Origin of the sequence: Streptomyces sp. P3, assembly GCF_003032475.1 — a bacterium.
Lineage (GTDB): Bacteria > Actinomycetota > Actinomycetes > Streptomycetales > Streptomycetaceae > Streptomyces.
This window is the reverse complement of record NZ_CP028369.1, coordinates 4,750,260-4,775,394: the sequence shown is the minus strand read 5'-3', so window position 1 is coordinate 4,775,394 and position 25,135 is coordinate 4,750,260. Positions and strand designations below refer to the sequence as shown.

At 72.4% G+C, this 25,135-nt stretch carries 21 protein-coding genes and 1 pseudogene; 8 read left to right on the top strand and 14 right to left on the bottom strand.

All coding sequences use genetic code 11. The features are described 5' to 3' along the window. Nucleotides 1–7 precede the first annotated feature (7 nt). From C6376_RS21505 to C6376_RS21490, 4 genes are all read left to right on the top strand, one after another. Nucleotides 8–745, top strand: coding sequence for a L,D-transpeptidase (locus C6376_RS21505; RefSeq protein ID WP_107444926.1), 738 nt, complete (start codon nt 8–10; stop codon nt 743–745). A gap of 143 nt (nt 746–888) precedes the next feature. Then, nucleotides 889–2,271 (top strand): ferric reductase-like transmembrane domain-containing protein, encoded by a 1,383-nt coding sequence (locus tag C6376_RS21500; protein ID WP_173985701.1) that lies wholly within the window; start codon nt 889–891, stop codon nt 2,269–2,271. Between the two features lie 56 nt (nt 2,272–2,327). After that, the gene (locus C6376_RS21495; protein WP_107444925.1) at nt 2,328–3,458 is read left to right on the top strand and encodes an FMN-binding protein; all 1,131 of its coding nucleotides are present in this window, start codon (nt 2,328–2,330) and stop codon (nt 3,456–3,458) included. Nucleotides 3,459–3,513: 55 nt separating this feature from the next. Further along, nucleotides 3,514–4,251 carry an FAD:protein FMN transferase gene (locus tag C6376_RS21490; protein WP_107449093.1) on the top strand — a complete coding sequence of 246 codons (738 nt, stop codon included), beginning with the start codon at nt 3,514–3,516 and terminating at the stop codon, nt 4,249–4,251. A gap of 265 nt (nt 4,252–4,516) precedes the next feature. Here the strand turns inward: C6376_RS21490 and C6376_RS21485 are convergent, their stop codons facing one another. From C6376_RS21485 to C6376_RS21445, 9 genes are all read right to left on the bottom strand, one after another. Continuing rightward, nucleotides 4,517–5,062, bottom strand: a complete 546-nt coding sequence (locus C6376_RS21485) for an arginine repressor (protein WP_107444924.1) — start codon at nt 5,060–5,062, stop codon at nt 4,517–4,519. A gap of 7 nt (nt 5,063–5,069) precedes the next feature. Further along, nucleotides 5,070–6,269, bottom strand: coding sequence for an acetylornithine transaminase (locus C6376_RS21480; RefSeq protein ID WP_107444923.1), 1,200 nt, complete (start codon nt 6,267–6,269; stop codon nt 5,070–5,072). Continuing rightward, the gene (argB, locus tag C6376_RS21475) at nt 6,266–7,171 is read right to left on the bottom strand and encodes an acetylglutamate kinase (protein WP_107444922.1); all 906 of its coding nucleotides are present in this window, start codon (nt 7,169–7,171) and stop codon (nt 6,266–6,268) included. Before argB ends, C6376_RS21480 begins: the two co-directional genes overlap by 4 nt. Beyond that, nucleotides 7,168–8,319: a bifunctional glutamate N-acetyltransferase/amino-acid acetyltransferase ArgJ gene (argJ, locus tag C6376_RS21470; RefSeq protein WP_107444921.1), complete on the bottom strand. Its 1,152-nt coding sequence runs from the start codon at nt 8,317–8,319 to the stop codon at nt 7,168–7,170. Before argJ ends, argB begins: the two co-directional genes overlap by 4 nt. Then, nucleotides 8,316–9,344, bottom strand: coding sequence for an N-acetyl-gamma-glutamyl-phosphate reductase (gene argC / locus C6376_RS21465; protein WP_107444920.1), 1,029 nt, complete (start codon nt 9,342–9,344; stop codon nt 8,316–8,318). Before argC ends, argJ begins: the two co-directional genes overlap by 4 nt. Before the next feature lie 273 nt (nt 9,345–9,617). Then, nucleotides 9,618–12,125, bottom strand: a complete 2,508-nt coding sequence (locus tag C6376_RS21460) for an alpha-L-arabinofuranosidase C-terminal domain-containing protein (protein ID WP_107444919.1) — start codon at nt 12,123–12,125, stop codon at nt 9,618–9,620. 288 nt (nt 12,126–12,413) lie between these two features. Continuing rightward, on the bottom strand, nt 12,414–13,007 hold the full coding sequence (locus C6376_RS21455) for a histidine phosphatase family protein (protein ID WP_107444918.1): 594 nt from the start codon (nt 13,005–13,007) through the stop codon (nt 12,414–12,416). 114 nt (nt 13,008–13,121) lie between these two features. Then, on the bottom strand, nt 13,122–13,592 hold the full coding sequence (locus tag C6376_RS21450) for a GNAT family N-acetyltransferase (RefSeq protein WP_107444917.1): 471 nt from the start codon (nt 13,590–13,592) through the stop codon (nt 13,122–13,124). Nucleotides 13,593–13,616: 24 nt separating this feature from the next. Continuing rightward, entirely contained in the window at nt 13,617–15,104 is a 1,488-nt protein-coding gene (locus C6376_RS21445; RefSeq protein WP_173985700.1) for a PLP-dependent aminotransferase family protein, read from the bottom strand. On the opposite strand from C6376_RS21445, the gene C6376_RS21440 reads away from it, so the two are divergent. Together C6376_RS21440 and C6376_RS21435 are read left to right on the top strand one after the other, a co-directional pair. After that, nucleotides 15,103–16,017, top strand: a complete 915-nt coding sequence (locus C6376_RS21440) for a DMT family transporter (RefSeq protein WP_107444915.1) — start codon at nt 15,103–15,105, stop codon at nt 16,015–16,017. The two genes, C6376_RS21445 and C6376_RS21440, sit on opposite strands and share 2 nt — an antisense overlap. Before the next feature lie 46 nt (nt 16,018–16,063). After that, nucleotides 16,064–16,267, top strand: a complete 204-nt coding sequence (locus C6376_RS21435; protein WP_057580426.1) for a DUF1918 domain-containing protein — start codon at nt 16,064–16,066, stop codon at nt 16,265–16,267. 28 nt (nt 16,268–16,295) lie between these two features. Here C6376_RS21435 and C6376_RS21430 read toward each other — a convergent pair whose 3' ends face one another. Then, nucleotides 16,296–17,516, bottom strand: coding sequence for a glycoside hydrolase family 10 protein (locus C6376_RS21430; RefSeq protein WP_107444914.1), 1,221 nt, complete (start codon nt 17,514–17,516; stop codon nt 16,296–16,298). A 182-nt stretch (nt 17,517–17,698) separates the two neighbouring features. On the opposite strand from C6376_RS21430, the gene C6376_RS21425 reads away from it, so the two are divergent. Further along, nucleotides 17,699–18,556 (top strand): 3-hydroxybutyryl-CoA dehydrogenase, encoded by an 858-nt coding sequence (locus C6376_RS21425; protein ID WP_107444913.1) that lies wholly within the window; start codon nt 17,699–17,701, stop codon nt 18,554–18,556. Between the two features lie 95 nt (nt 18,557–18,651). Continuing rightward, nucleotides 18,652–18,951 (top strand): annotated as a pseudogene (locus C6376_RS21420) (SGNH/GDSL hydrolase family protein); the annotation flags it as partial. A 196-nt stretch (nt 18,952–19,147) separates the two neighbouring features. Here the strand turns inward: C6376_RS21420 and C6376_RS21410 are convergent. From C6376_RS21410 to pheS, 4 genes are all read right to left on the bottom strand, one after another. Then, the gene (locus C6376_RS21410; protein ID WP_107444912.1) at nt 19,148–19,678 is read right to left on the bottom strand and encodes an NUDIX hydrolase; all 531 of its coding nucleotides are present in this window, start codon (nt 19,676–19,678) and stop codon (nt 19,148–19,150) included. Nucleotides 19,679–19,754: 76 nt separating this feature from the next. Further along, nucleotides 19,755–21,095 carry a transcriptional regulator gene (locus C6376_RS21405; protein WP_107444911.1) on the bottom strand — a complete coding sequence of 447 codons (1,341 nt, stop codon included), beginning with the start codon at nt 21,093–21,095 and terminating at the stop codon, nt 19,755–19,757. Nucleotides 21,096–21,365: 270 nt separating this feature from the next. Continuing rightward, complete coding sequence (pheT, locus tag C6376_RS21400) at nt 21,366–23,888, bottom strand: phenylalanine--tRNA ligase subunit beta (protein ID WP_107444910.1); 2,523 nt, start codon at nt 23,886–23,888, stop codon at nt 21,366–21,368. Beyond that, on the bottom strand, nt 23,888–25,009 hold the full coding sequence (pheS, locus tag C6376_RS21395; RefSeq protein WP_107444909.1) for a phenylalanine--tRNA ligase subunit alpha: 1,122 nt from the start codon (nt 25,007–25,009) through the stop codon (nt 23,888–23,890). The genes pheT and pheS overlap by 1 nt, the downstream gene beginning before the upstream one ends. Between the last annotated feature and the right edge of the window lie 126 nt (nt 25,010–25,135).

Here is a 25,135-nt window from a genome sequence, read left to right as displayed (position 1 = left end):
TCTTCGCATGCCTCCTCGTGTCGTCGCCGCCGGCCTCGTCGTCGCCTCCCTGTTCGTGCTCGGCGCGGCCCCCGGGGCCGGGGCGGTTCCACGCGCCGGGGAGCCGGCCCCGCGTGACGCGCCCCTGCCCGCGCGAATGGCGGACCCGGGCCCCGGTGCCCAGCTGATCACCGCCCTGGCGCCCGGGACCGGCTCCACCGCGGGCGTCGTCTCCTGGTGGGAGCTGCGGCACGGGCGATGGGTGCGGGCCGGTTCCGCACCCGCCCGGTTCGGCGCGAAGGGCCTCGTCGAAGGCGCCGCGCGCCGGCAGGGCACGAACACGACGCCGACGGGCCTCTACGGCCTCCCCTACGCCTTCGGCGTCCAGGCGCCGCCCCGCGGGACGTCGTACCCGTACCGTCCGGTCCACGAGGACTCCTGGTGGTGCCAGGACAACGCCTCCCGCGCCTACAACCGGTGGGCCGAGCCGCGGCCGGCCGACTGCCGGGCCGGCGGGTCCGAACACCTGGTCGCCTACCGCGCGCAGTACGCGCACGCCCTGGTCATCGGCTTCAACTACCGCAAGCCGGTGCGCCGTCGCGGCGCGGGGATCTTTCTGCACGTCGACGGGCGCGGGGCAACGGCCGGGTGCGTGTCGGTGCCGGCCGGCGCGATGCGGCGGCTGCTCGCGTGGGTCCGGCCGGAAGAGCGGCCGCACATCGCGATCGGCACGGCGAGCGGGCGGACGGCGGTCACGCGGTACTGAGTCGGCCGGAGCCACCCCCGCCAGCACCGGTTACCGGGGGTCACGTCCGTCGGCGGCCCTTCGCGCGGACTCTCGCCGGGACTGAACGCTGCGCGGCCGTGGCCCGTATCTGAGGGCCAAGGGTCCGCACCCACGGAGGAACAGTGACCACGACGATCGCCGGCGGCCGTGCCGCCCGCCGCCAGACGATGCGCCGCATCCGTCCGCGCCGCTCCCCGGCCGTGCCGCTGCTGATCGCCGTCTGGGCGGGAGCCGCGGGCGTGCTGTGGCTGTGGTGGCACAACACGCCCAACATCGCGGACGACAACAGCAAGATCCTCAACGCGGGGCGGATCACCGGTCTGCTGGCCGGGTACCTGATGGCGCTCGTCGTGCTGCAGATGGCCCGGGTGCCGGCGCTGGAGCGCCGGGTGGGCTCGGACCGGGTCGCCCGCTGGCACGCGATGAGCGGCCGGTACACCCTCTGCCTGACGTTCGCGCACGTGTTCCTCATCATGTGGGGATACGCGCTGCAGGCCGGGAAGTCGCTCGGCGACATCGTCTCGCAGACCGTCGACTCGGTGAACCAGCTGCCCGACATGGGCAAGGCCGCGATCGGCACCGGTCTGCTGCTGCTCATCGGCGTGGTGTCCATCGGCCCGGTGCGGCGCAAGATGCCGTACGACACCTGGTACCACATCCACCTGATGACGTACGCGGCCGTGTTCTTCACGTTCTGGCACCAGATCACCACCGGCAACGACTTCGCCGTCGAACCGACCGCGAAGACCGCCTGGTACGCGCTGTACGGCTCGGTCACCGCGCTCGTCGTCTGGTACCGGATCATCACCCCCCTCCGGCTGAACCTGCGGCACCGTCTGTACGTCGAGGCGGTCATCGAGGAGACGCCGGGCATCGTGTCGGTGCTCATCGGCGGACGCAAGCTGCACCGGATGGGCGCCGAGGCGGGTCAGTTCTTCCGCTGGCGGTTCATGGCACCGGGCATGCGCATGAGCTCCCACCCGTACTCGCTGTCCGCGGCGCCCCGCCCGGAGCTGCTGCGGATCACCGTCAAGGCGATCGGCGACCACAGTGCGGCGCTGCGCGAACTCACGCCCGGCACGAAGGTGTGGGCCGAGGGTCCCTACGGCGCGATGACCGCGTCCCGGCGCAGCCGCGGCAAGGTGCTGCTGGTGGCCGGCGGGGTCGGCATCACCCCGATGCGGGCGCTGTTCGAGACGCTGCCGGGCGCGGCCGGCGACATCACCCTGCTGTACCGGGCCAACAGCACGCAGGACCTGGCCCTGTGGGACGAGCTGGCGAAGATCGCCGACGAGCGCGGGGCACGGCTGATGTACGCCGTGAACAGCCCCGACGGGGAACGCCCCGACATCTCGGCGGAGTCGCTGCAGCGGAAGATCCCCGACATCGACAGCCACGACGTCTTCATGTGCGGACCGAACGGCTTCGCCCAGGGGGTGTACGAGGCACTGCGCGGCGCCGGGGTCCCGGCCCGCCGCATCCACCACGAGTCGTTCGAGATGTGAGCGACCCGTACGCACGGGAACCTCGCCACCAAAGGGAATCAGGAGCTCAGGAAGCGATGAGGAAGAGTCACCCGCTTCGGCGGGTCGTACTGGCCACCGCCGCCACCGTGTCCGGGGTCGTGCTGCTGCTGTCGCTGAAGCCGTCGACCGACCCTGGCGCCACGCAGGCGGCGGGGGCGGGCGGCGGCGCGGCGGCGCAGGAGGCGGCCCAGGGCGGCGCGGGCGCGGTCGTGTCGGGCACGATGACCGGTGACGCGGCGCAGACCCAGTACGGGGCCGTGCAGGTCCGCATCACCGTCGTCGAGAACAAGATCACCAAGGCGGAGGCCGTCCAGGCCCCCAAGGGCGGCACCAGCACCCAGAAGACGGAGCTGGCCGTCCCCAAGCTGAACGCCGCGGTGGTCGCCCGGCAGAGCGCGAACATCGACACGGTGTCCGGTGCCACCTACACCAGTGAGGGCTACAAGAAGTCCCTGCAGTCCGCGATCGACAAGGCGAACGCGAGCGCCGGATCCTCCCAGGGCTCGGGGAGCGCGCAGGCCGCCGGCACGTTCACCGGGGACGCGGCACAGACGCAGTACGGAGCCGTGCAGGTCCGCATCACGGTGGCCGGCGGCAAGATCACCAAGGCCGAGGCCGTACAGGCGCCGAAGGGCGGCACCAGCGACCAGAAGACCCAGCTGTCCGTCCCCAAGCTCAACCAGGAGGCGGTCGCCGCCGGCAGCGCCGACATCGACTCCGTCTCCGGCGCCACCTACACCAGCGAGGGCTACAAGAAGTCCCTGCAGTCCGCCCTGGACAAGGCGAAGGCGGGCAAGGGCCCGTCGTCGGGCTCCGGGAACGCGGGCGGTTCCGGGAACGCGGGCGGTTCCGGCTCGTCCGCGGGTTCCGCCGGCTCCTCGGGCGCCGCGCAGGCCAAGACCGTCACCGGCAGCGTCGAGCAGACGCAGTACGGGCCGGTACAGGTCCGCATCACGGTGGCCGGCGGCAAGATCACCAAGGCCGAGGCCGTACAGGCGCCGAAGGGCGGCACCAGCGACCAGAAGACCCAGCTGTCCGTCCCCAAGCTCAACCAGGAGGCGGTCGCCGCCGGCAGCGCCGACATCGACTCCGTCTCCGGCGCCACCTACACCAGCGAGGGCTACAAGAAGTCCCTGCAGTCCGCCCTGGACAAGGCCGGTGTCTGACACGGTGGCCGAGTCGGCGGCGGCCCCGACCGTGGTGCGGCACGCGGAAGAGGTCATGGGGACCGTCTTCTCCTTCGACGTCCGCGGCGGCGACGCCGCAGCGGTGCGGGCGGCGCTGGACGAGGCGGTCGCCTCGCTGCACCGGGTCAACGAGGTGTTCAGCACCTACCGCGAGGACAGCCAGGTCTCCCGGCTGGCGCGCGGCGAGCTGACCCTCGAGGAGTGCGACCCCGAGGTGGCCGAGGTGCTGGAGCTGGGCGCGGAGGCGGAGCGGGCGAGCGACGGCTGGTTCAGCATGCGCTACCAGGGCCGGCTCGACCCGACGGGCATCGTGAAGGGCTGGGCCGCCGAGCGCGCCGCCCGGCTGATCGCGGCGGCGGGCGTGAGCGGGGTGAGCGTCAACGGCGGCGGGGACGTGCAGTTGCTGGGCGTCCCCGGTCCCGAGCGGCCGTGGCGGGTCGGCGTCTCCGACCCGCTGCGTCCCGGCGGGCTCGCGGCGGTGGTCTCGGCGGCGGGCGCGGACGAGCTCGCGGTGGCGACCTCCGGGACGTCGGAGCGCGGCGCCCACATCGTGGACCCGCGCACGGGCCGCTCCGCGGTGACCGACCTGGTCGCCGTGACGGTGGTGACGCCCCGGCTGACCTGGGCCGACTGCTGGGCCACCGCGGCCTTCGCGATGGGCTCGCGGGAGGCGCTGGGCTGGCTGGAGTCCCTTCCGGACGTCGAGGCCCTACTCATCACGGCAGGCGACGAGGTCCGCTGCACCGGCGGCCTGGCATCCCGGCTGGGCTGACCCCGCACCAGAAGCGGGAACCCGCGCAACCCACCCCCGTAGCCCCACCCCGCTCAGGGGCGCGGGGAAAACTGCGCACCCAGCCCCCACCGGACCCGCACGAGCAACCCCGCCCCCTCAGGGGCGCGGGGAACTGCGCGACAAGCCCTCACGCACTCGCGGCGACCCATACGAGCAGCCCACCCTCAGGGGCGCGGGGAACTGCGCAACCAACCCCCACCGACCCGCACCCGGCGCACAGAAGCGGCCCCCGCGGCGGCAGCCGTCAGTGGCCGTTCTGCGCCAACCGCAGGAGATGGTCTGCGAGCGCCTGCCCCCCGGTGGCCTCCCGGCTGATCAGCAGCAGTGTGTCGTCGCCGGCGATGGTCCCCAGGATGTCGTGCAGTTCGGCCTGGTCGATCGCCGAGGCGAGGAACTGCGCGGCCCCCGGAGGGGTCCGCAGGACCACGAGGTTGGCGGACGCCTCCGCGGAGATCAGCAGCTCCTGCGACAGCCGCCGCATCCGCTCCTCCTTCGCCGACTCCCCCAACGGCGCCCGGGGGGTGCGGAATCCCCCCTCGCTGGGCACCGCGTAGATCAGGTCGCCGTCGGTGTTGCGGATCTTCACCGCGTTCAGCTCGTCGAGGTCCCGGGAGAGCGTCGCCTGGGTGACGCTCAGCCCGTCGTCCGACAGCAGCTTGGCCAGCTGGCTCTGCGAGCGCACCGCCTGCCGGTTGAGGATGTCCACGATCCGGCGGTGACGCGCGGTGCGGGTCTGCGGCACGGCGGGCCCGTTGATCCCCGAGTGCTCATGGTCCTGCGCCTGGCTCATCGTCGTCTCATTCTCCGGATCGGTCCCCGTTCACTGCGTCGAGGATGCCGGGCAGCGCCCCGAGGAACACCTCCGCCTCGTCGTCGCCGAGGTTCAGCGGCGGCATCAGCCGGATGACGTCGGGGGCGGGCACGTTCACCAGGAACCCGGCCTCCTGAGCCGCCTGGCGCACCTGGGGTGCGAGGGGCTCGGTGAGCACGATACCCAGGAGGAGGCCGGCGCCCCGGACATAGTCGATCAACGGGTGGCCGACGGCCTCGATTCCGTCCCGCAGCTTCTCGCTCTGCCGCTTGACGTTCTCCAGCAGCCCCTCGTTCTCGATCGTCTCGAGGACGGCGAGGCCGGCCGCACAGGCGACCGGATTGCCGCCGAAGGTGGTCCCGTGCTGGCCCGGCTGCAGCAGGTCCGCAGCCCGTCCGAAGGCGACCGTCGCGCCCAGCGGCAGTCCGCCGCCGAGACCCTTCGCCAGGGTGACGACGTCCGGCAGGACGCCCTCGTGGGACTGGTACTCGAACCACTGCCCGGTCCGGCCGACGCCGGTCTGCACCTCGTCGAGGACCAGCAGCGCGCCGGTCGCGGCGGTGATGGCGCGGGCGGCCTTCAGATACCCGGCGGGTGGCACGACGACGCCCAGCTCGCCCTGGACCGGCTCGAGGACGACGAGCGCGGTCTCCTCGGTGACGGCGGCGGCCAGTGCCTGGGCGTCGCCGAACGGCACGTGGGTGACGTCGCCGGGCAGCGGCAGGAACGGCTCCCGCTTGCCCTGCTGGCCGGTGAGCGCGAGCGCGCCCATGGTCCGGCCGTGGAAGGCGCCCTCGGTGGCGACCATTGCGGTCCGCCCGGTCAGCCGGCCGATCTTGAAGGCGGCCTCGTTCGCCTCGGCGCCCGAGTTGCAGAAGAAGACCCTGCCGTCCCGGCCGAAGTGCCGCAGCAGCCGTTCGGCGAGCGCGACGGTCGGCTCGGCCATGAAGAAGTTGGAGATGTGGCCGAGGGAGCCGATCTGCCGGCTCACGGCCTCGACGACGGCCGGGTGGGCGTGGCCGAGGGCGTTGACCGCGATGCCGCCGACGAAGTCGAGGTACTCGTTGCCGTCGGCGTCCCAGACCCGGCTGCCCTCGCCGCGCGCCAGGGGCAGCAGCGGGGTGCCGTAGTTGTTCATGAACGCGCTCTGCCACCGCGCGGTCAGTTCCTGGTTGGCGTCGCTCACGGCTCCCCCTGTCCGTCCGGCACGACCATCGTGCCGATGCCTTCGTCGGTGAAGATCTCCAGCAGGATCGAGTGCTGGACGCGCCCGTCGATGACCCGGGCGGTGTTCACACCGCCTCGCACCGCGTGCAGGCAGCCCTCCATCTTCGGGACCATGCCGGAGCTCAACTCCGGCAGCAGCTTCTCCAGTTGGGAGGCGGTGAGGCGGCTGATCACCTCGTCGCTGTTGGGCCAGTCCTCGTAGAGGCCCTCGACGTCCGTGAGGACCATGAGGGTTTCGGCGCCCAGAGCAGCAGCGAGTGCCGCAGCCGCCGTATCAGCATTGACGTTGTAGACATGTCCGTCGTCCTGTGAGCGGGCGATCGACGAGACGACCGGGATGCGGCCGTCGGCGAGCAGGGCCTCGATGGCGCCCGTGTCGATCGCGGTGATCTCGCCGACCCGCCCGATGTCGACCGACTCGCCGTCGATCTGCGGCTGGTGCTTGGTGGCGGTGATGGTGTGCGCGTCCTCGCCGGTCAGTCCGACGGCGAGCGGGCCGTGCTGGTTGAGCAGGCCGACCAGTTCGCGCTGGACCTGCCCGGCGAGCACCATCCGTACGACGTCCATCGCCTCTTCGGTGGTGACGCGCAGTCCGGCCTTGAACTCGCTGACGATGCCGTGCCGGTCGAGGGCGGCGCTGATCTGCGGGCCGCCGCCGTGCACGACGACCGGCCTGATGCCGGCGTTGTGCAGGAAGACGACGTCCTGCGCGAAGGCGGCCTTCAGGTCCTCGTCGATCATGGCGTTGCCGCCGAACTTGATGACGACGGTCTTGCCGTTGTGGCGGACCAGCCAGGGCAGCGCCTCGATGAGGATCTGGGCCTTGGGGAGCGCGGTGTGTTTGCGGGTCGTGTTGCTCATGAGGAGTACGCGCTGTTCTCGTGGACGTAGTCGGCGGTCAGGTCGTTGGTCCAGATGACGGCCGACTCCGAGCCGGCGGCCAGGTCGGCGACGATGTGCACCTCGCGGTAGCGCATGTCGACCCGGTCGCGGTCCTCGCCGACCCCTCCGTTCCGGCAGACCCAGACGCCGTTGATGGCGACGTTGAGCCGGTCGGGCTCGAAGGCGGCGGAGGTGGTGCCGATCGCGGAGAGCACCCGGCCCCAGTTGGGGTCCTCTCCGTGCACGGCGCACTTGAGGAGGTTGTTGCGGGCGATCGAGCGGCCCACCTCGACGGCGTCGTCCTCGCTGGCGGCGCCCACGACCTCGACCTTGATGTCCTTGCTGGCGCCCTCGGCGTCCCGGATGAGCTGCTGGCCGAGGTCGTCGCACACGCTGCGCACGGCCGCGGCGAACTCCTCGTACGACGGAGTGACGCCGGAGGCGCCGGAGGCCAGCAGCAGCACGGTGTCGTTGGTCGACATGCAGCCGTCGGAGTCGACGCGGTCGAAGGTGACCCGGGTGGCGTCGCGCAGCGCCTTGTCCAGGGTCCCGCTGTCGAGGTCGGCGTCGGTGGTGAGGACGACCAGCATGGTGGCGAGGCCGGGGGCGAGCATGCCGGCGCCCTTGGCCATGCCGCCGACGCTCCAGCCCTCGCCCCGGGCCACGGACGTCTTGTGGACGGTGTCCGTCGTCTTGATGGCGATGGCGGCCTTCTCGCCGCCGTGCTCGGAGAGCCGGCCCGCGGCGGTCTCGATGCCCGGCAGCAGCTTGTCCATCGGGAGCAGGACGCCGATGAGGCCGGTGGAGGCGACGGCGACCTCGCCCGCACCGATCTCCAGCACCTCGGCGACCTTCTCGGCCGTCGCGTGCGTGTCCTGGAACCCCTTGGGTCCCGTACACGCGTTGGCGCCACCGGAGTTCAGCACGACGGCGGTCAGCTCGCCGCTCTTGAGGACCTGCTCGGACCACAGCACGGGCGCGGCCTTCACGCGGTTGGAGGTGAAGACGCCGGCGGCGGCGCGGCGGGGCCCGGTGTTGACCACGAGGGCCAGGTCCGGGTTGCCGTTCTCCTTGATTCCGGCGGCGATGCCGGCCGCCGTGAATCCCTTGGCTGCCGTGACGCTCACGGTGCGACTCCGATCGTGGAAAGCCCGGTGGTCTCGTCGAGGCCGAGGGCGATGTTCATGCTCTGCAGGGCGCCTCCGGCGGTGCCCTTGGTCAGGTTGTCGATGGCGCTGACGACGATGACGCGGCCCGCCGCCGGGTCGTGGGCGACCTGCACCTGAACGGCGTTGGAGCCGTAGACGGACGCCGTCGCGGGCCACTGCCCCTCGGGGAGGAGATGGACGAACGGCTCGTCGGCGAAGGCCTTGGCGTAGGCGGCGCGCACGGACTCGGCGGTGACGCCGGGCTTCGCCTTGGCGCTGCACGTGGCGAGAATGCCGCGGGACATCGGCGCGAGGGTCGGGGTGAACGAGACGGAGACCGGCTCCCCCGCGGCGGTGCTGAGGTTCTGGATCATCTCCGGGGTGTGCCGGTGACCGCCGCCCACGCCGTACGGCGACATGGACCCCATGACCTCGGAGCCCAGCAGGTGCGGCTTGGGCGCCTTGCCGGCCCCGGAGGTGCCGGAGGCGGCGACGATCACGGCCTCCGGCTCGGTCAGGCCCGCCGCGTACGCCGGGAAGAGCGCGAGCGAGACGGCCGTCGGATAGCAGCCGGGGACCGCGATGCGCTTGGACCCCTCCAGCGCCGCGCGGCCGCCCGGCAGTTCGGGGAGGCCGTAGGGCCAGGTCCCGGCGTGCGCGGAGCCGTAGAACCGTTCCCAGTCGGCCGGGTCCTGCAGCCGGAAGTCGGCGCCCATGTCGATGACGAGGACTTCCGGGCCGAGTTGCTCGGCCACGGCCGCTGACTGGCCGTGCGGGAGGGCGAGGAAGACGACGTCGTGTCCGGCGAGGACCTCGCGGGTGGTCTCCTGGAGCACGCGGTCGGCCAGCGGCAGCAGGTGCGGCTGGAGCGCGCCCAGCTTCTGCCCCGCGCTGGAATGGCCGGTCAGGGCGCCGATCTCGACCTCGGGGTGCGCGAGGAGCAGACGCAGCAGCTCTCCGCCCGCGTACCCGCTCGCTCCGGCCACCGCCGCACGTACCACCATGACTCCTCCTCCTGGATGGCATGACTATACGTTTCTATGCACGTTTATGCAATCCATGCAGAGGCGGCCCGGAGTGATCTTTGCCCGCTCCCGCCTCCCGCCTAACCTCGGCCCGGTGATCGCCGTGACACCGCCGGCTGGCCTGGACCCGGCCGGCGGCACGATCGCGGACCGGCCGGTTCCGGCACGGGGCCGGTTCCGGCACAAGGTCGACCGGGGGGCGCGGGACGTCCGGCGGGCGTGAGCGGTGGCCGCCCGCGCCCGCCGGGCCCGCTACCGCTGCCTGATCCGCAGGAAGGTGATCGAGTTCGCCGGGAAGGTGTAGGTGAACTTCCCCGCGATCCCGGTGACGGTGGAGGTCACCGGGGCGACCGGCGTCCCGGTCTCCGTGTTGACCGCGTCCGGGGCCGCGGCGAGGGTGGTCGCCCGCGCCGTGGAGGCGACCTTGGCGCGGCCCAGGTCGATCGCCGTGCGGGCGCCCGAGGCCTGGGCGTTGACGACCTTGACGATCAGGTCACCGGTCCTGCGGTCCTCGGTGACGACCTGGCGGAACGGCTCGGCCGGCTTGTCGTCGGTGAAGCTGCCCCACTCCTGGCCGTCCAGGTAGAGGGTGACCTGGCGGCCGCGCACCCTGACGTCGACGTCGTAGGCGCGGCCCGTCTCGACGGACCCGGCCTTGGAGATCAGCGTCGACTTTCCGCCGTCCACCGCCTGCTCGACGGCGGACTGGGTGTTGTTCCAGCCGCCCAGGTTCCACCAGTAGTAGTTGCCGGTGTCCTTGACGCCGAACGCGACGAGGAAGCCTTCCTTGCCGGACTTCTTGGTGGCCTTCACATGCAGGTCGTAGTCGTGCCATGCGGTGTCACCGGCCGAGACCATGGTGTTCTCGGCGGCGGCGTCGGTCTGCACGTACTGCCCGTCCTGCAGCGACCAGCTGCCGCCGCCGGTGTGCGTCCACCGCGCGGCGTCACCGGAGAAGTCGTCGCTCAGCAGCGTCGCACCGTCCACGCCGGTCACCTTCACGTCGTCGTACGCGGCGCTCGTCGCCCAGGTCGACAGGCCGACGGCGCCCGTGATCGGGCCCTGGAGGGAGGGCGTGGCGGAGGCCGTCGAGGGCACCACGCGGTCGCCGACGTTGGTCATGAACAGCTTCTGGACCTCGTAGTTGGCGGAGTTCCAGGAGGCGTGGTTGTTGAACCACACCAGGTCGGGGCGCCACTGGACGTAGTCCTCGTTGGCGAACAGCGGCGCGTAGGAGGCGAGCTTGACGACGTCGGCGTTGCGTTCGAGGCCGGTCATGAACGCGGCCTCGGCCAGGCCGTTCTTGAAGGCGTTGCCCTGGGAGGCGTACTCGCCGAGGAAGACCTTCGGGCCGCTGCGGTCGTAGGAGTCGTAGCGGTCGTTGTTCTGCAGGAACCACTGCGGACTGTTGTAGTAGTGCTCGTCGACCATGTCGACCTTGGCGTCCCGGTTGAGCTGCCAGGCCGTGTCGAAGGTCGAACCGGAGTCGTCGGGACCGGAGTTGGAGACGACCGTGACGTCCGGGTACTTCGCCTCGATCGCGGCGCGGAACTCCTTGAAGCGGGCGAAGAACTCGGCGGGCAGGTTCTCCTCGTTGCCGACCTCGAGGTGGGTGAGGCCGAAGGGCCCCGGGTGGCCCATCTGCGCGCGCTTCCTGCCCCAGGTGGAGGTGACCGGGCCGTTGGCGAACTCGATGAGGTCCAGGGTGTCCTGGATGTGCCGCTTCAGCAGCGCGTCGTCGACCACGGCCTTGTTCTGGCCGCAGCCGGTGACCAGGGCGGGGACCACGGGCAGCGGCATCGCGCCGACATCCTCGGCGAAGCGGAAGTACTCGTAGTAGCCGAGGCCGTAACTCTGGTTGTAGCCCCAGAAGTTGGAGTTGACGGCGCGCTGCTCGACGGGCCCGACGGTGTCCTTCCACTGGTAGGAGCGGGCGCGCTGCCAGCCGGAGGCCTCGCTGTAGTCCTGCATGGAACCGGTGTTCACCAGGCAGCCGCCGGGGAAGCGCACGAAGCCCGGGTGCAGGGCGGCGACCTTCTCGGCCAGGTCCTTGCGCAGCCCGTTGGGCTCGTTGCGGTAGGTGTCCCGGGGGAACAGCGACACCATGTCGAGGGCGGCCGCGGCCGAGGAGCCCACCGTCAGACGGCCGTTGCTGCTGGTGCGGGCGGCGGTGAAGGAGGCCCGGTAGCGGACCCAGCCGCCGGCGCGCGCGGCCACCGTGCGGGCGGTGGCCAGCGGGCCGTCGGCGTCCTGGAGGCTCACGGTGAGGGTGCTGCCGTTCTCGGCGCGGGCCCACACCGAGAAGTCGTACTTCTTGCCCTGCTCGACCCGGACGCCGGTGTTGTACCCGGAGTTCGTCACGGACGATCCGGCACCCAGCGAGAGGTAGTTGCGGTTGCGGTCGTTGAGACGGCCGGCGTCGTTCAGGACCTGGGCCGCGCCCTCGACCGTCCAGGACGTCAGCGGGGTGTACGACCTGTTGTCGACGGCGGCGTACTCGAAGGACCGGTTCTGCACGAGTTCGGCGTACAGACCGCCGTCCGCCGCCCGGTTGATGTCCTCGAAGAAGACGCCGTACATCGTGTCGTCGATCTTCGCGCCCTTGGCGGACGGATCGACGGCGATGGTGTAGTCGGTCACGGACTCGGCGTGGGCCGGGGCTGGGAGCAGCGCGGCGGCGGTCAGCAGGGCCGTGAGGGGAAGGCCGATTCTCCAGCGCGCGCGGGTGACGGGGGTTGTGGGGGTGGTGCTGCGTGACATGAATAACTCCGCGGCTCGGTGGTGCGAGTTGTCCTGCGAGTTGTTCGAAATATCAGACGATGATCAGCACTGCGAACGGCAAGATAGGGAGGTGAACGAGGCACGTCAATGGGGCGTGCGGCGGCGGGGGTGACGGCGGGCGGCGCCCCATGGGCGAGTTCCGGCCGTCGCCGGACAGGCCGGCGCACGTCGCCGGGAGCCGGCGGGCGGAGCGGTCGGTGCGGGGCCCGAGGGGCGGCGAGGGCCGTGCCCGGCCGGCCCCGCAGGGGACCTGGTCCTCGTCGCCGGCTACGCGCGCGTGGGCTGAGCCGGAGCCCCTTCGAGGCGGAGGTTCCAACGGCCCCCGCGGCCGGTGACGGTGGTCGTGGACAGCGGGCGCACGTCGATGTTCCAGTACGTCGAGGGCGGTGCCTTGAGTGCGTACACCAGGGCGGCACGGATCACGCTCGGCTCGGCGACGGCGACGACACGGCAGCCGTCCTCCACCGGCCGGGTGTCGAGCCAGCCGCCCACCCGGGAGATGAACCCGAGCAGGGACTCGCCGCCGTGCGGAGTGGCGAGGGGGTCGGCGAGCCAGGCGTCCACGGCCTGCGGCTCCCGCGCCATCGCCTCGCCGAGCGTGAAACCGCGCCAGCGGCCCATGTCGCAGTCCCGCAGCGCGAGCTGCACCAGCGGCGCGTATCCGAGCGCGTCCCCGGTGGCCCGGCTGCGCGGCGTCGGCGAGCAGTAGCGCAGTTCGGCGGCGGCCAGCGGGATCAGTTCGGCGGCCGCGCGCTGCACCTCGCCCCAGCCCGCCTGGTCCAGCGGCCGGTCGTCCTCGAAGCGTTCCGCGAGCAGCGGGGAGCTGCGAGCGGCGGCGACGAAGGTGACCCGAAGTGGCATGCGGTGATGGTGAGCCGCGCAACTGCGCAGGTCAAGAGATGTCGGCGGACGACCGGAAGAAAACTTACCGACGGGTCCAGGGCTCTTTGGACAAGTCGCCGGAAAACAGTGGCGTCACGCCGGGCCGGTCTGGTCGAAGATCAGCGCCATCCAGTGGTCCGGCTTCTCCAGCGTCTCGAAGCCGACCTGCCGGTACACCCCGTGCGCGTCGTGGGTGGCGAGCAGGATGCGGCGCAGGTCGTGGGGGCGCAGGTGGTCCCGGACGGCGGCGACGAGCGCGGTCCCGATGCCCTTCCCCCGCGCCGCCCGGTCCACGTAGACGTCGCACAGCCAGGCGAAGGTCGCGAGGTCCGTCACGACCCGCGCGTAGGCGACCTGCTCCCCCGACGCCGTGTCGTACACGCCGAAGTTCAGCGAGGCGTCGATCGCCCGGTCCTGCTTCTCCCGCTCGCGGCCGATCGCCCAGTACGCGTCCGTGGACAGCCAGCGGTGCACACGCCCGGCGTCGACGCGGGCGGGGTCGGTGGAGATCTCGTATTCCTCGGCGAGGGGCGGGGTGACGTTCCTGGCGTTCGTGGCAGTCATGGCCGGATCCTCACAGGAGGCCGCTCACGCTGTCGAACGGTTTGCGGGCAGCGTCTCGTCGTACGCCGCCCGCAGCCGCCGCACCCCCTCGGCGATCTCCTCCACCCCGGCGACGGCGGCGAAGCTCAGCCGCACATGGGCGGCCGGGGGTTCGGCGCTGAAGTAGGGGCGGCCGGGAGCGAGGGCGACGCCGGCCCGCAGGGCGGCGGCCGTGAACGCCGCCTCCGTCTGGGAGCCGACGGCCCGCGAGGCGTCCCCGGCTCCGTCGGGCAGCCGCAGCCACAGGTGGTAGCCGCCGGACGGGATGTGCGGCAGGTCGAGTCCGGGCAGCCGCAGCCGCAGCGCGGAGGCCATCGCGTCGCGCCGGGCCCGCAGCTCGGCCGCGACGGTCCGCAGATGGCGGGGCCAGGCGGGCGAGCCGACGAGTTCGAGCGCCGCCTCCTGCAGCGGGCGGGGCACGAAGAAGGTGTCGACGACCTGGATGGCGCGCAGCCGCTCCAGAACCGGCCCGCGCGCGGCCAGCGCGCTGACCCGCAAGCTCGGCGAGGTCGCCTTGGTCAGCGAACCGACGTGGACGACGACGCCGTCGGGGTCGTCGGCGACCAGCGGTCTCGGCAGTTGCCCGGCGTCCTCGTGGGCGAGCCGGCGCACGAAGTCGTCCTCGACGACGAACGCGCCCGCCTCCCGGGCGATGCGGAGCACCTGCGGGCGCCGGTCGGCGGCGAGCACGGCGCCGGTCGGGTTCTGGAACAGCGGCTGGCAGACGAAGACCCGGGCGCCGGTGGCCCGGAACGCGTCGGCGAGCAGCTGCGGCCGCACCCCGTCCGCGTCGACCGGCACCGGCACCGGGCGCAGCCCGGCCGACCGGGCGATCGCCAGCATGCCGGGGTACGTCGGCGACTCGACGAGGGCCGGGGCGCCGGGCGGGGCGAGGGCGCGCAGGGCGGTGGTGAGCGCGGCCTGGCCGCCCGCGCTCACCAGCACCTCGGCGGCGGTGAGCGTGCCGCCGATGGTCCGGGCGAACCACTCGCGCAGCTCCGGCAGCCCTTCCATGGGCGGCCGCCCCCAGGCTCCGGGACGCCGCCCGGCTCTCGCCAGGGCCGCCGCCATCGCGCGTTCCGGCTGCAGCGAGGGGTGCAGATAGCCGCCGTTGAACTCGATCACACCGGGTGGCGGAGCGGCCAGCGACACCGTGACGCCCGAGGCGTCCACCGAGCGCGGGACCAGGTCGGCGGCGCCGTCGGCGCTCAGCGCGACCTCCTGCCAGGAGGTGTCCGCCGGCGGCGCGGCCGTGGCACGCGTCGGCCGGGTCCGGAAGGCCCCGGCGCCGGGCCGGGTCACCACCAGGCCCTCGGCGGCCAACTGCGCCAGCGCCCGGGAGACGGTCACCGGGCTCACCCGGAATCGCTCCACCAGGGCCCGGCTCGACGGGAGCTTTCCACCGGGGGAGTAGCGGTCGAGCTCCCCACGCAGTCGATCCGCCAGTTCACCCACACTGCTACGCTCTTGCATGACAGTACAGAGTAGCGCTACTACCCGGTCGGCGATAGCGGTCAGCACCTCTCGGCCAGGCGGTCACGGCACCCTGCAGGCCGCCCTCGGCGTCGTCGCCTTCTCCCTCACCTTCCCCGCCACCGCCTGGGGCCTCGAAGGCTTCGGCCCGTGGTCGCTGGTGGCCGTGCGCAGCGTCCTGGCCGCCCTGATCGCGGGCGCCTGTCTGCTCGCGCTGCGCGTCCCGCCGCCCGCGCGGCGGCACTGGGCGGGCCTCGCCGTCGTCGCCGGCGGGGTGGTCGTCGGCTTTCCGCTGCTCACCACGCTCGCGCTGCGGACGTCCACCACCGCGCACGCCGCCGTCGTCGTCGGTCTGCTGCCGTTGACGACGGCGCTGTTGTCCGCCCTGCGCACCGGCGTGCGGCCGTCCCGCACGTTCTGGGCGGCCGCCCTGGCCGGCGCCTGCGCGGTGGCCGCGTTCACCGCGCAGCAGAGCGGCGGAGCCCTGACCACGGCCGACCTGTATCTGTTCGGGGCGCTCCTGGTGTGCGCGGCCGGCTACACCGAGGGCGGCAGGCTGGCCCGGGTGATGCCGGGCTGGCAGGTCATCGGCTGGGCGCTGGTGCTGTGCCTGCCCGTCGGCGTGCCCGCGGCCTGGGTCGCGCTCGCCCACGAAAGCGTCCACCCGAGCGCGCACGGCGTGGCGGGGCTGCTGTGGGTCGCGGCGGGCTCGCAGTTCCTCGGCCTCGTGGTCTGGTACCGGGGCATGGCGGCCATCGGCGTTCCCAGGGCCAGCCAGTTGCAGTTGGCCCAGCCGCTGCTCACACTGGTGTGGTCGGTGCTGCTGCTGGGCGAGCACCTCACCGCCGCCGCTCCGCTGACGGCGGCAGCCGTGCTCGTCTGCATCGCCGTCACACAGCGGGCGCGCGGTTAGTCGCAGAACGCGCCGCCGCTCCCGCACCCGTTGAGGAGGCCCACAGATGCGCGCAACCGAGGGCGACCAGTTCGTCCAGCACGGCAGGGTGGTCGGGCAACACGACAAGGTCGGCGAGATCCTCGAGGTGATGGGCCAGGCGGGCAACCCCCCGTACCGCGTCCGCTTCGAGGACGGGCACGTCGGCGTGTGCTCACCCGGCCCCGACACCGAGATCCGCCACAGGACGGCCGGGGAGCCCCGGCCGTGACGACCGGCGGAGGCTCCGCGGCCGCGGCTCAGCGTGGAGGCGCCGCCCGTTTGGGGTAGTGGTCGGCGACCACCCGCGCCATCGCCCCGATCCGGTCGGTCCGCACGTCCTGGGCGGCGAAGAAGACGTGCCCGCGCACCTCGGGGTGCCGGGCCGCCAGGTCGAGGTGTTCGGACAGCTCGGCCGGGTCCTGCCAGGCCGCGGGCTGCGTGGGATCGCCCGCCCGGTAGAGGGCCTCGCCGATGTACAGACGTGTGCGGCTGCCCTTGGCGACCTCCGCCCACCAGGGCACGAGCTTGGCGTAGTCGGCGGCCGACAGCCCGATGTTCCAGTACAGCTGCGGCACGACGTAGTCGATCCAGCCCTCGCGCACCCACTTGCGGGTGTCGGCATGGATGTCGTCGTACGACTGCAGCGCCCGGGTGGCGGAGCCGCGCGGATCGGTGGAGGCGTTGCGCCACACCCCGAACGGGCTGACGCCGAACTGCGTCGTGGGCCGTACGGCCTTGATCCGGGCGGCGGTCTCCAGCACCAGCCGGTCGACGTTGTCGCGCCGCCAGGCGGCCCGGCTGGAGAAGTCGCCGCCATGGGCGTCGTAGGCGGCCTCGTCGTCGAAGGTCTGGCCGGCCACCGGGTAGGGGTAGAAGTAGTCGTCGAAGTGCACGGCGTCCACGGGGTACTTGCGGACCGCGTCCAGGATGGCGTCCTGGACGAAGGCGCGGACCTCGGGCAGACCGGGGTTGTAGTACAGCCTCCCGCCGAACGGGACCACCCAGTCCGGGTGCCTGCGCGCGGGGTGGGAGGCGACGAGCCTCGCGGGGTCGTCGTGGGTGGCGACCCGGTACGGGTTGAACCATGCGTGCAGCTGCAGTCCGCGTGCGTGGGCCTCCGTGACGGCCGTGCCCAGCGGGTCCCAGCCGGGCGAGCGCCCTTGGACGCCGGTGAGCACCTGGGACCACGGCTCGTACGGCGAGGGCCACAGCGCGTCGGCCGTGGGCCGCACCTGGAAGACCACCGTGTTGAGCCGTCTGCCGACCGCCAGGTCGAGCAGTTCGATCAGTTCGGCGCGCTGCGTTGCGGCGGACAGGCCCGGGCGGGAGGGCCAGTCCCGGTTGGAGACGGTCGCCAGCCACATCCCCCGCATCTCGGCCGTCGCTCTTCGCTCCCCCGCGGGAGCCGCCGCCGCACCCGTCGTGGTAAAGGCCGACAGCGCTGCCAGCGCGAACGCCCGCCGGGTCAGTCGCCCCATCGCACACATCCCCACATACTCCGCGGATCCGTACGGTCACGGATCGTGTCCGGCCCCAGCATGCCCCCACCCCGACGATCGATCATCGATACTTGCTAGTAACGTGCACGATCGGAGCAGGCCTGCCGGAATCCGGTGGGGCGTGCCCCTGCCAACGAAGTCAGCGCGGCGAAAGGGACGATGTGACCGACATCGAACGGATCGGAGTGGTGGGCTGCGGCCAGATGGGGGCGGGCATCGCCGAGGTCTGCGCCCGCGCCGGTCTCGACGTCAAGGTCGCCGAGACCACCGGCGAAGCCCTGGAGATCGGCCGTACCCGGCTGTTCAACTCCCTGGCCAAGGCCGCCGAGCGCGGCAAGATCTCCGAGGAGGAGCGCGACGCGACGCTGGCGCGCCTGAGCTTCACCACGGACCTCGGCGAGTTCGCCGACCGCGACCTGGTCGTCGAGGCGGTGGTGGAGAACGAGCAGGTGAAGACGGAGATCTTCCAGGTCCTCGACCAGGTGGTGACCCGCCCGGACGCGATCCTGGCCTCCAACACCTCCTCCATCCCACTGGTGAAGCTGGCGGTCGCCACCTCGCGGCCCGACCAGGTCGTCGGCATCCACTTCTTCAACCCAGCCCCGGTGCAGAAGCTGGTCGAGCTGATCCCGGCGCTGACCACCTCCGAGGGCACGCTCGGCCGCGCGCAGCTGTTCGCGGAGAAGGTGCTGGGCAAGCACGCGATCCGCGCCCAGGACCGCTCCGGCTTCGTGGTCAACGCCCTGCTGATCCCGTATCTGCTCTCCGCGATCCGGATGTTCGAGACGGGCATCGCCAGCCGCGAGGACATCGACAACGGCATGGAGATGGGCTGCGCCCACCCGATGGGCCCGCTGAAGCTGTCCGACCTGATCGGCCTGGACACCGTGGCCTCGGTGGCGCAGAGCATGTACGACGAGTACAAGGAGCCGCTGTACGCCGCTCCCCCGCTGCTCCAGCGCATGGTCGACGCCGGCCGCCTCGGCCGCAAGACCGGCTCGGGCTTCTACACGTACTGACCGCCGGCGCGGCACGCGACGGGCCCGGCGCTTCGCGGAGCGCCGGGCCCTCGGCGTCCACCCGCCCGGCATGGGGGTGTGACCGAGGTACGCACGCGTACAGCCGGATGATCGCCGAGGTCGCCGCCACCGACGAGGTGGCCTACCTTCCGCTCCACGAACGCCAAGTGGAGGAACTGCGCCAAGCGGACCCGCCGCCGATTTCCTTCCGGGAGGTGACGCCCGCGGCGGGCATCGGCGTCCTCGTGCAGCACGCGGTGCTGCGCCGCAGCCTCGACACGATCTCGCGGCGGCGAAATCTCGTGCTCACGACCGACCACATCCACCAGAACAGCCGCGGCGCCACCCTCGTCGCTGAGGTCATCGACGCCGGTCTGCTGACCCAGAGCGCGTAGCCCTGTCCACCCGGCCCGCGTCGTGCACCGCGCGGTCGAGCGCCACCTCACCGGCGAACCCGCGCCGACCGGACCTGCCCGCCGAGGCGCGGAGCCGCCTGTCTTCCCCGTCGCCGCGATCGACGACCCGGCACCGTCGGAGATCCTGGCCGAGCCGGCCGCCGCGCGGGCGGGCCCGCGGGGTCCGGCGCCACGCTCAGCCGATCCTGAGGTGGTGCAGCAACATCAACGCCGCCGCCATGTTGGCGGCCGGGACCTCCCCCCGGGCGACCAGGTCGGGGACGGCCTTCAGGGGAACCCACTCCCGCCGGTCCGACTCGAAGTCGTCCACCGGGTGCCCGACGTACTCCCCGCGGTCCGACCAGTAGATGTGGTGGACGGCGTCGGTGAGCCCGTTGGACGGCTCCACGCTCATCAGGTGGCGCAGCGGCCCCGGCCGCCAGCCGGTCTCCTCCTCGAGTTCCCGGGCGGCGGCGCGGGCGACGTCCTCGCCGTCCTCGACCACGCCCGCCGCCAGCTCCCAGCCCCAGCTGTCGGTGATGAAACGGTGCCGCCACAGCAGGAGCGCCTCGTTCGCCGCGTTCACGACCGTGGCCACGGCGACCGGCCTCAGCCGTATGAGGAAGTGGTCGAGGTGCCGACCGTCGGGCAGCTCCACATCTGCCAGATTGACGCTGAACCAGCGGTTTTCATACACAATCTGCTCGTTCTGTTTTGTCCACTGCACGGTTCTGCCACCTTCCGTCGAGTAAGTGGCAATATCGCAGCAGGAACCATGCGGCGACGGTGGCGGCCGGTCCCGTCTACAGCGGTACGCGCAGCGCCCCGTCGATGAGCTCGGCGGCCTCGGCCGTGCCCGCGCAACCACTGCGCACCAGGTGTTCGCGCACCGCCCGGAGTCTGTCGCGCAGTCGCTGCGACTCCATCCCCCGGGCCTGTTCGGCCATCTCCATCGCGGTGACCACCGCCTTGTCGGCATTGCCCTGCCGCAGCTCGATCGTGCTGAGCATGGCCAGCCGGTGCACCCGCCCCCGGTCGTGCGCCGGGGTGCCTACGGCGGCCGCCGCGTGCTCGGCGGCCGCGGCCAGGTCGCCGAGACTGAGCAGCGCCTCCGCCACCTGGACGTTGACCAGGCCCGGCTGGACATAGCCGGTCTCGTCCGGCTCGCGTCCGCGCAGGATGCGGTCCGCGGTCGTCTCGGCACGCCGGATGCACGACAGGGCACTCGTACCGTCGCCGAGGTGGGCGTACGCCTTGGCCTGCATCGCGTACAGGTCCGAGGCGAGAGCGGGCGTGATGTGCTTGCCGGCCGCCCGCAGCGCGGCCTCCGCGAAGGCGACCGCCTGCCGGTACTCCCGCACGTACAGCGACTGGTTGACGAGAAGGGCGATGACGTAGGCCCCGAGCCCGCGGTCCCCGCTGGCCTTCGCCAGTCTGAGCGCCTGGTGGAAGTAGCGCTGGGCCAGCCCGTGCGCGTCCGAGTCGTACGCGCAGATCCCGGCGACCGCCACCAACCCGCCGGTCGCACGGTGCAGTTGACGGCCCGTCTCGTCGGTGTAGCTGCCGCGCAGCAGCGGGGCGGCCTCGGCGTTCAGGAAGCCGACGATGCGGCTGCGGGTCGCGATGCCGCCGGCCTTGCGGTACAGCTGCTCGTAGTGGGTGCGGGCGGCCCGCAGCATCTCCAGGTCGGCGGAGGTGACGCGATGCCGGCCGCCGCGCGAGACGTCCACGTCCTCCGGCGGGTTCTCCCACTCCCAGACCGGCATCACGGCAGGCGTGCCGGTGACGGCGGGCGCGCCCAGGATGTGCGGGCGCTGCTGCTCGTCGGAGCGCCACAGCGCGGTGGCCCGCTCGACGAACCCGGAGAGCGAGGTGCCGTGCGGGGCGGACGACTCGCCGGGGACGCCGAGCCCGATGTCGTCGAGGGTGACCGGACGGTGCAGCCGGCCCGCGAGCACCTCGCAGATCAGGTCGGGCACCTGGCCCCTCGGCCGCTGCCCCTTCAGCCACCGGGCCACCGCCGTGTGCTCGTAGCGCAGGGCCAGTCCGCGGGCTCGGCCGGCCTGGTTGACGTGGGCGGCGAGACCCGCGTGCGAGATGCCCGCCTCGTCCAGGATCGCGTCGAGCAGAGTGTTGGGCTGCATGGATGGCCCCCCGGTACCTCGGTGCCGTCAGCCTAGTGGCCCGGGCTTCACACGGGGTGCGAACGGAATGCGTGCAATCACCGGGTGTGCGCGCTGTCGCCGAGCGTTTCCGGTCGGTTTGACTTAAATGCCTCGTAAGGGGTTCGCCGGGCCGTCGGCTCCCCCTCGAAAAGCGACGGTCCGGCGATTTCGGGTCACACGGCCGACGGCGCGGTCCCCCGCCCCTGCGCAGGGGTGAGGAGGCCGCGCCGCCCGTGTGGTCCGCCGTGGTCAGCCGCGCAGGACGGCTCCGGTGCGCTCGCCGGCCAGGGCCACCGCCGCGTCCCTCGCCGCCGACGCCTCGTCGACCGTCAGCGTCCGGTCGCCGGCACGGAAACGGAGCGCGTAGGCGAGCGACTTGCGCCCGTCGCCCAACTGCTCCGCGTTCTCGTACACGTCGAACAGCCGGATGCCCTCCAGCAGTTCGCCCGCGCCCTCGCGCAGCGCGGCCTCGACCTCGGCGTGCGGGACGAACCCGTCGACGACGAGGGCGACGTCCTGCGTGGCGACGGGGAAGGTGGAGATGCCCGGCGCCTGCGGGGTGTCGTCGCCGACCTCCTCGAGGACGTCGAGGTCCAGCTCCATCGCACAGGTGCGGGCGGGCAGACTCAGCGCCTTCAGCACCCGCGGGTGCAGCTCGCCCGCGTGACCGACGACCTGCTCCGCGCCGTCCACGACCGCCACGAACTCGGCGCACCGGCCGGGATGCCACGGCCCGTACTGACCCTTGCGGACGATCAGTTCGACGCCGGCTTCCCGGGCGACCGTGCGTGCCGCCTCGACGGCGTCGGCCCAGTCCGCCGGACGGCCCCTGCCCCACCAGCCGGCCTGCTCGCGGGCGCCCGCGAGGACGACGGCGACATGGCGCGGCTGCTCGGGCAGCACGGCGTCCAGCGACGCCAGCTCCTCGTCGGTGGGACGGCGGTCGACCGGCAGCTGACCGGCGACGCCCTGCTCCTCGCGCGGGAGGAAGACCAGACCCGTCTCGAAGAGGGCCAGGTCGTGCGAGCCCCGGCCGTCGTTGCGCCGCAGCGCGGCCAGCAGCCCCGGCAGCAGCGACGTGCGGAGCGCGGGCTCCTCGTCGTTGAGCGGGTTGGTGAGGCGCACGACACGGCGGGCCGGGTCGTCGGCGTCGAGCCCGAGCTGGTCGAAGACCTGCTCGCCCACGAACGGGTAGTTCGGCGCCTCGACGTAGCCGGCGCCCGCCAGCGCGCGGCCGACGCGGCGGTGCAGCCGCTGGCGGTGGGTGAGACCGCGGCCCGACGGCGGCTTGGGCAGCGTGGACGGCAGGTTCTCGTAGCCCTCCAGCCGGATGACCTCCTCCGCCAGGTCGTTGGCCTCGGCGAGGTCCGGCCGCCAGGACGGGACGGTGACGATCAGCTCGTCCTGCCCGTAGACGTCGCAGCCGATCTCCTGCAGCCGGCGCACGACGGTCTCGCGGCCGTACACCACGCCCGCGACCCTGTCCGGATGGTCGGCCGGAACGCTGACGGTGTGCGGGGCGGACGGCGCGACGACCTCCGTGACGCCCGCGTCGGCCGTGCCGCCGGCCAGCAGCACCAGCAGGTCGACCGTGCGCTGCGCGGCGGCCGCCGCGGCCTGCGGGTCGACGCCGCGCTCGAAGCGGCGCGATGCCTCCGAGGACAGCTTGTGCCGACGGGCGGTGCGCGCGATCGACACCGCGTCGAAGTGGGCGGCCTCGATGACCACGTCTCCGGTGGAGTTCCCCCCGTTCTCGAAGGCGTCGTGGTCGGCGATCTCCGTGTCGGCGCCGCCCATGACGCCGGCCAGACCGATGGGACCGCGGTCGTCGGTGATGACCAGGTCCTCGGCGTGCAGCGTGCGGGTCACCCCGTCGAGGGTGACGATCCGCTCGCCCTCCGCGGCCCGGCGGACGCCGATCGTGCCCTGGACCAGGCTGCGGTCGTAGGCGTGCAGCGGCTGGCCGAGCTCCATCATCACGTAGTTCGTGACGTCGACGGCGAGCGAGATCGGGCGCATGCCGACCTTCTGCAGCCGGCGCTTCAGCCAGATCGGGGAGCGCGCCTCGGGGCTCAGACCGCTGACGGTGCGGGCCGTGAAGCGGTCGCAGCCCATCGGCTCGGACACCTGCACGGGGTAGCCGAAGGCGTTGGGCGCCGGTACGTCGATCAGCGCCGGGTCGCGCAGCGGCAGACCGTAGGCGATGGCGGCCTCGCGGGCGACCCCGCGCAGGGACAGGCAGTCGCCGCGGTTGGCGGTGACGGCGATGTCCAGCACCTCGTCGACCAGCTCGAGCAGCTCGATGGCGTCCTTGCCGACCTCGGTCTCCGGCGGCAGCACGATGATGCCGTGGCTGCCGTCGTCGCCCATGCCCAGCTCGTCGCCGGAGCAGATCATGCCGTGGGACGTCTTGCCGTACGTCTTGCGCGCGGCGATCGCGAACCCGCCGGGCAGCACGGCGCCCGGGAGGACCACGACGACCTTGTCGCCGACGGCGAAGTTGCGGGCACCGCAGACGATCTCCTGCGGCTCGCCCGTGCCGTTGGCGGTGCCGACGTCGACGGTGCAGAAGCGGATCGGCTTCTTGAAGCCCTCGAGCTCCTCGATCGTGAGCACCCGGCCCACGACGAGCGGGCCCTTCAGGTCGGCTCCGAGGTGCTCGACGGTCTCGACCTCGAGGCCCGCCGACACGAGCTTGGCCTGCACGTCACGGCCGGTCTCGGTGGCCGGCAGGTCGACGTACTCCCGCAGCCAGGAAAGCGGGACCCGCATCAGATCTCCATCCCGAACGGCCGGGTGAACCGGACGTCACCCTCGACCATGTCTCGCATGTCTTCGACGTTGTGGCGGAACATCAGCATCCGCTCGATGCCGAACCCGAAGGCGAACCCGCTGTACTTCTCCGGGTCGACGCCGCAGGCGGCCAGCACCTTGGGGTTGACCATGCCGCAGCCGCCCAGCTCGATCCAGCCCTCGCTGGAGCAGGTGCGGCAGGGACGGTCGGGGTTGCCGACGGACTCGCCGCGGCAGACGTAGCACACCATGTCCATCTCGGCGGACGGCTCGGTGAACGGGAAGAAGTTCGGCCGCAGCCGGGTCTTCATGCCCTCGCCGAACAGCGACTGGACCATGTGGTCCAGGGTGCCCTTGAGGTCGGCCATGGTCAGGCCCTCGTCGACGGCGAGCAGCTCGACCTGGTGGAAGACCGGGGTGTGCGTGGCGTCCAGCTCGTCGGTGCGGTACACGCGACCGGGGCAGATCACGTACACCGGCAGCTCCCGCGACAGCAGCGAGCGGATCTGCACGGGCGAGGTGTGGGTGCGCAGCACGACGCCGGACTCGGTGCCGCCGCCCTGGCCCTGCACGAAGAAGGTGTCGGCCTCGCCGCGGGCCGGGTGGTCCGGCCCGATGTTGAGAGCGTCGAAGTTGAACCACTCGGCCTCGACCTGTGGGCCCTCGGCGACCTCGTAGCCCATGGCCACGAAGACGTCCTCGATGCGCTCCGACAGTGTGGTGAGCGGATGGCGGGCGCCGGCCGGCACGCGGTCGTAGGGCAGTGAGACGTCCACCGCCTCCTCGACCAGGACGCGCTGGTCGCGCTCGGCCTCCAGCTCCTCCTGACGCGTGCCGAGGGCCTTGTTCACGGCGCCCCGGGCCTGACCGACCAGCTTGCCCGCGGCGGCCTTGGCGTGCGGCGGCAGCGCGCCGATCTCGCGGTTGGCCAGGGCCAGCGGGGAGGCGCCGCCGGTGTGGGCGACCTTGGCCTCCTGGAGCGCGTCGAGGGAGTCCGCGGCGGCGAAGGCGGCGAGCGCCTCGTCCCGCATGCGCTCGATCTCTTCCGGTTTCAAGGCCTCGACCTCTACCGGGTCGTACGACTTATTCGGTGCCGACATCTCTTCCCGTGTCTTCCGATTGGCTGGCTGAAGGTCCCCGTCACCGACTCACGCAGAGGTCAGAGGGCCGTCCCTGGGACACAAAGGTGCCAAAGGCCGAGTCTAACGGGGTGGAGGTGTGCGAAC

Coding starts and splice junctions, on each gene's coding strand:
- C6376_RS21435 (WP_057580426.1), top strand. CDS start 16,064: ATGCGCGCAACCGAGGGCGACCAGTTCGTCCAGCACGGCAGGGTGGTC.
- argB (WP_107444922.1), bottom strand. CDS start 7,171: ATGAGCAACACGACCCGCAAACACACCGCGCTCCCCAAGGCCCAGATC.
- pheT (WP_107444910.1), bottom strand. CDS start 23,888: ATGCGGGTCCCGCTTTCCTGGCTGCGGGAGTACGTCGACCTGCCGGCC.
- C6376_RS21445 (WP_173985700.1), bottom strand. CDS start 15,104: ATGCAAGAGCGTAGCAGTGTGGGTGAACTGGCGGATCGACTGCGTGGG.
- C6376_RS21485 (WP_107444924.1), bottom strand. CDS start 5,062: ATGAGCCAGGCGCAGGACCATGAGCACTCGGGGATCAACGGGCCCGCC.
- pheS (WP_107444909.1), bottom strand. CDS start 25,009: ATGTCGGCACCGAATAAGTCGTACGACCCGGTAGAGGTCGAGGCCTTG.
- C6376_RS21430 (WP_107444914.1), bottom strand. CDS start 17,516: ATGGGGCGACTGACCCGGCGGGCGTTCGCGCTGGCAGCGCTGTCGGCC.
- C6376_RS21495 (WP_107444925.1), top strand. CDS start 2,328: ATGAGGAAGAGTCACCCGCTTCGGCGGGTCGTACTGGCCACCGCCGCC.
- argC (WP_107444920.1), bottom strand. CDS start 9,344: ATGGTGGTACGTGCGGCGGTGGCCGGAGCGAGCGGGTACGCGGGCGGA.
- C6376_RS21505 (WP_107444926.1), top strand. CDS start 8: ATGCCTCCTCGTGTCGTCGCCGCCGGCCTCGTCGTCGCCTCCCTGTTC.
- C6376_RS21455 (WP_107444918.1), bottom strand. CDS start 13,007: ATGCCACTTCGGGTCACCTTCGTCGCCGCCGCTCGCAGCTCCCCGCTG.
- C6376_RS21460 (WP_107444919.1), bottom strand. CDS start 12,125: ATGTCACGCAGCACCACCCCCACAACCCCCGTCACCCGCGCGCGCTGG.
- C6376_RS21440 (WP_107444915.1), top strand. CDS start 15,103: ATGACAGTACAGAGTAGCGCTACTACCCGGTCGGCGATAGCGGTCAGC.
- C6376_RS21490 (WP_107449093.1), top strand. CDS start 3,514: ATGGGGACCGTCTTCTCCTTCGACGTCCGCGGCGGCGACGCCGCAGCG.
- C6376_RS21405 (WP_107444911.1), bottom strand. CDS start 21,095: ATGCAGCCCAACACTCTGCTCGACGCGATCCTGGACGAGGCGGGCATC.
- C6376_RS21450 (WP_107444917.1), bottom strand. CDS start 13,592: ATGACTGCCACGAACGCCAGGAACGTCACCCCGCCCCTCGCCGAGGAA.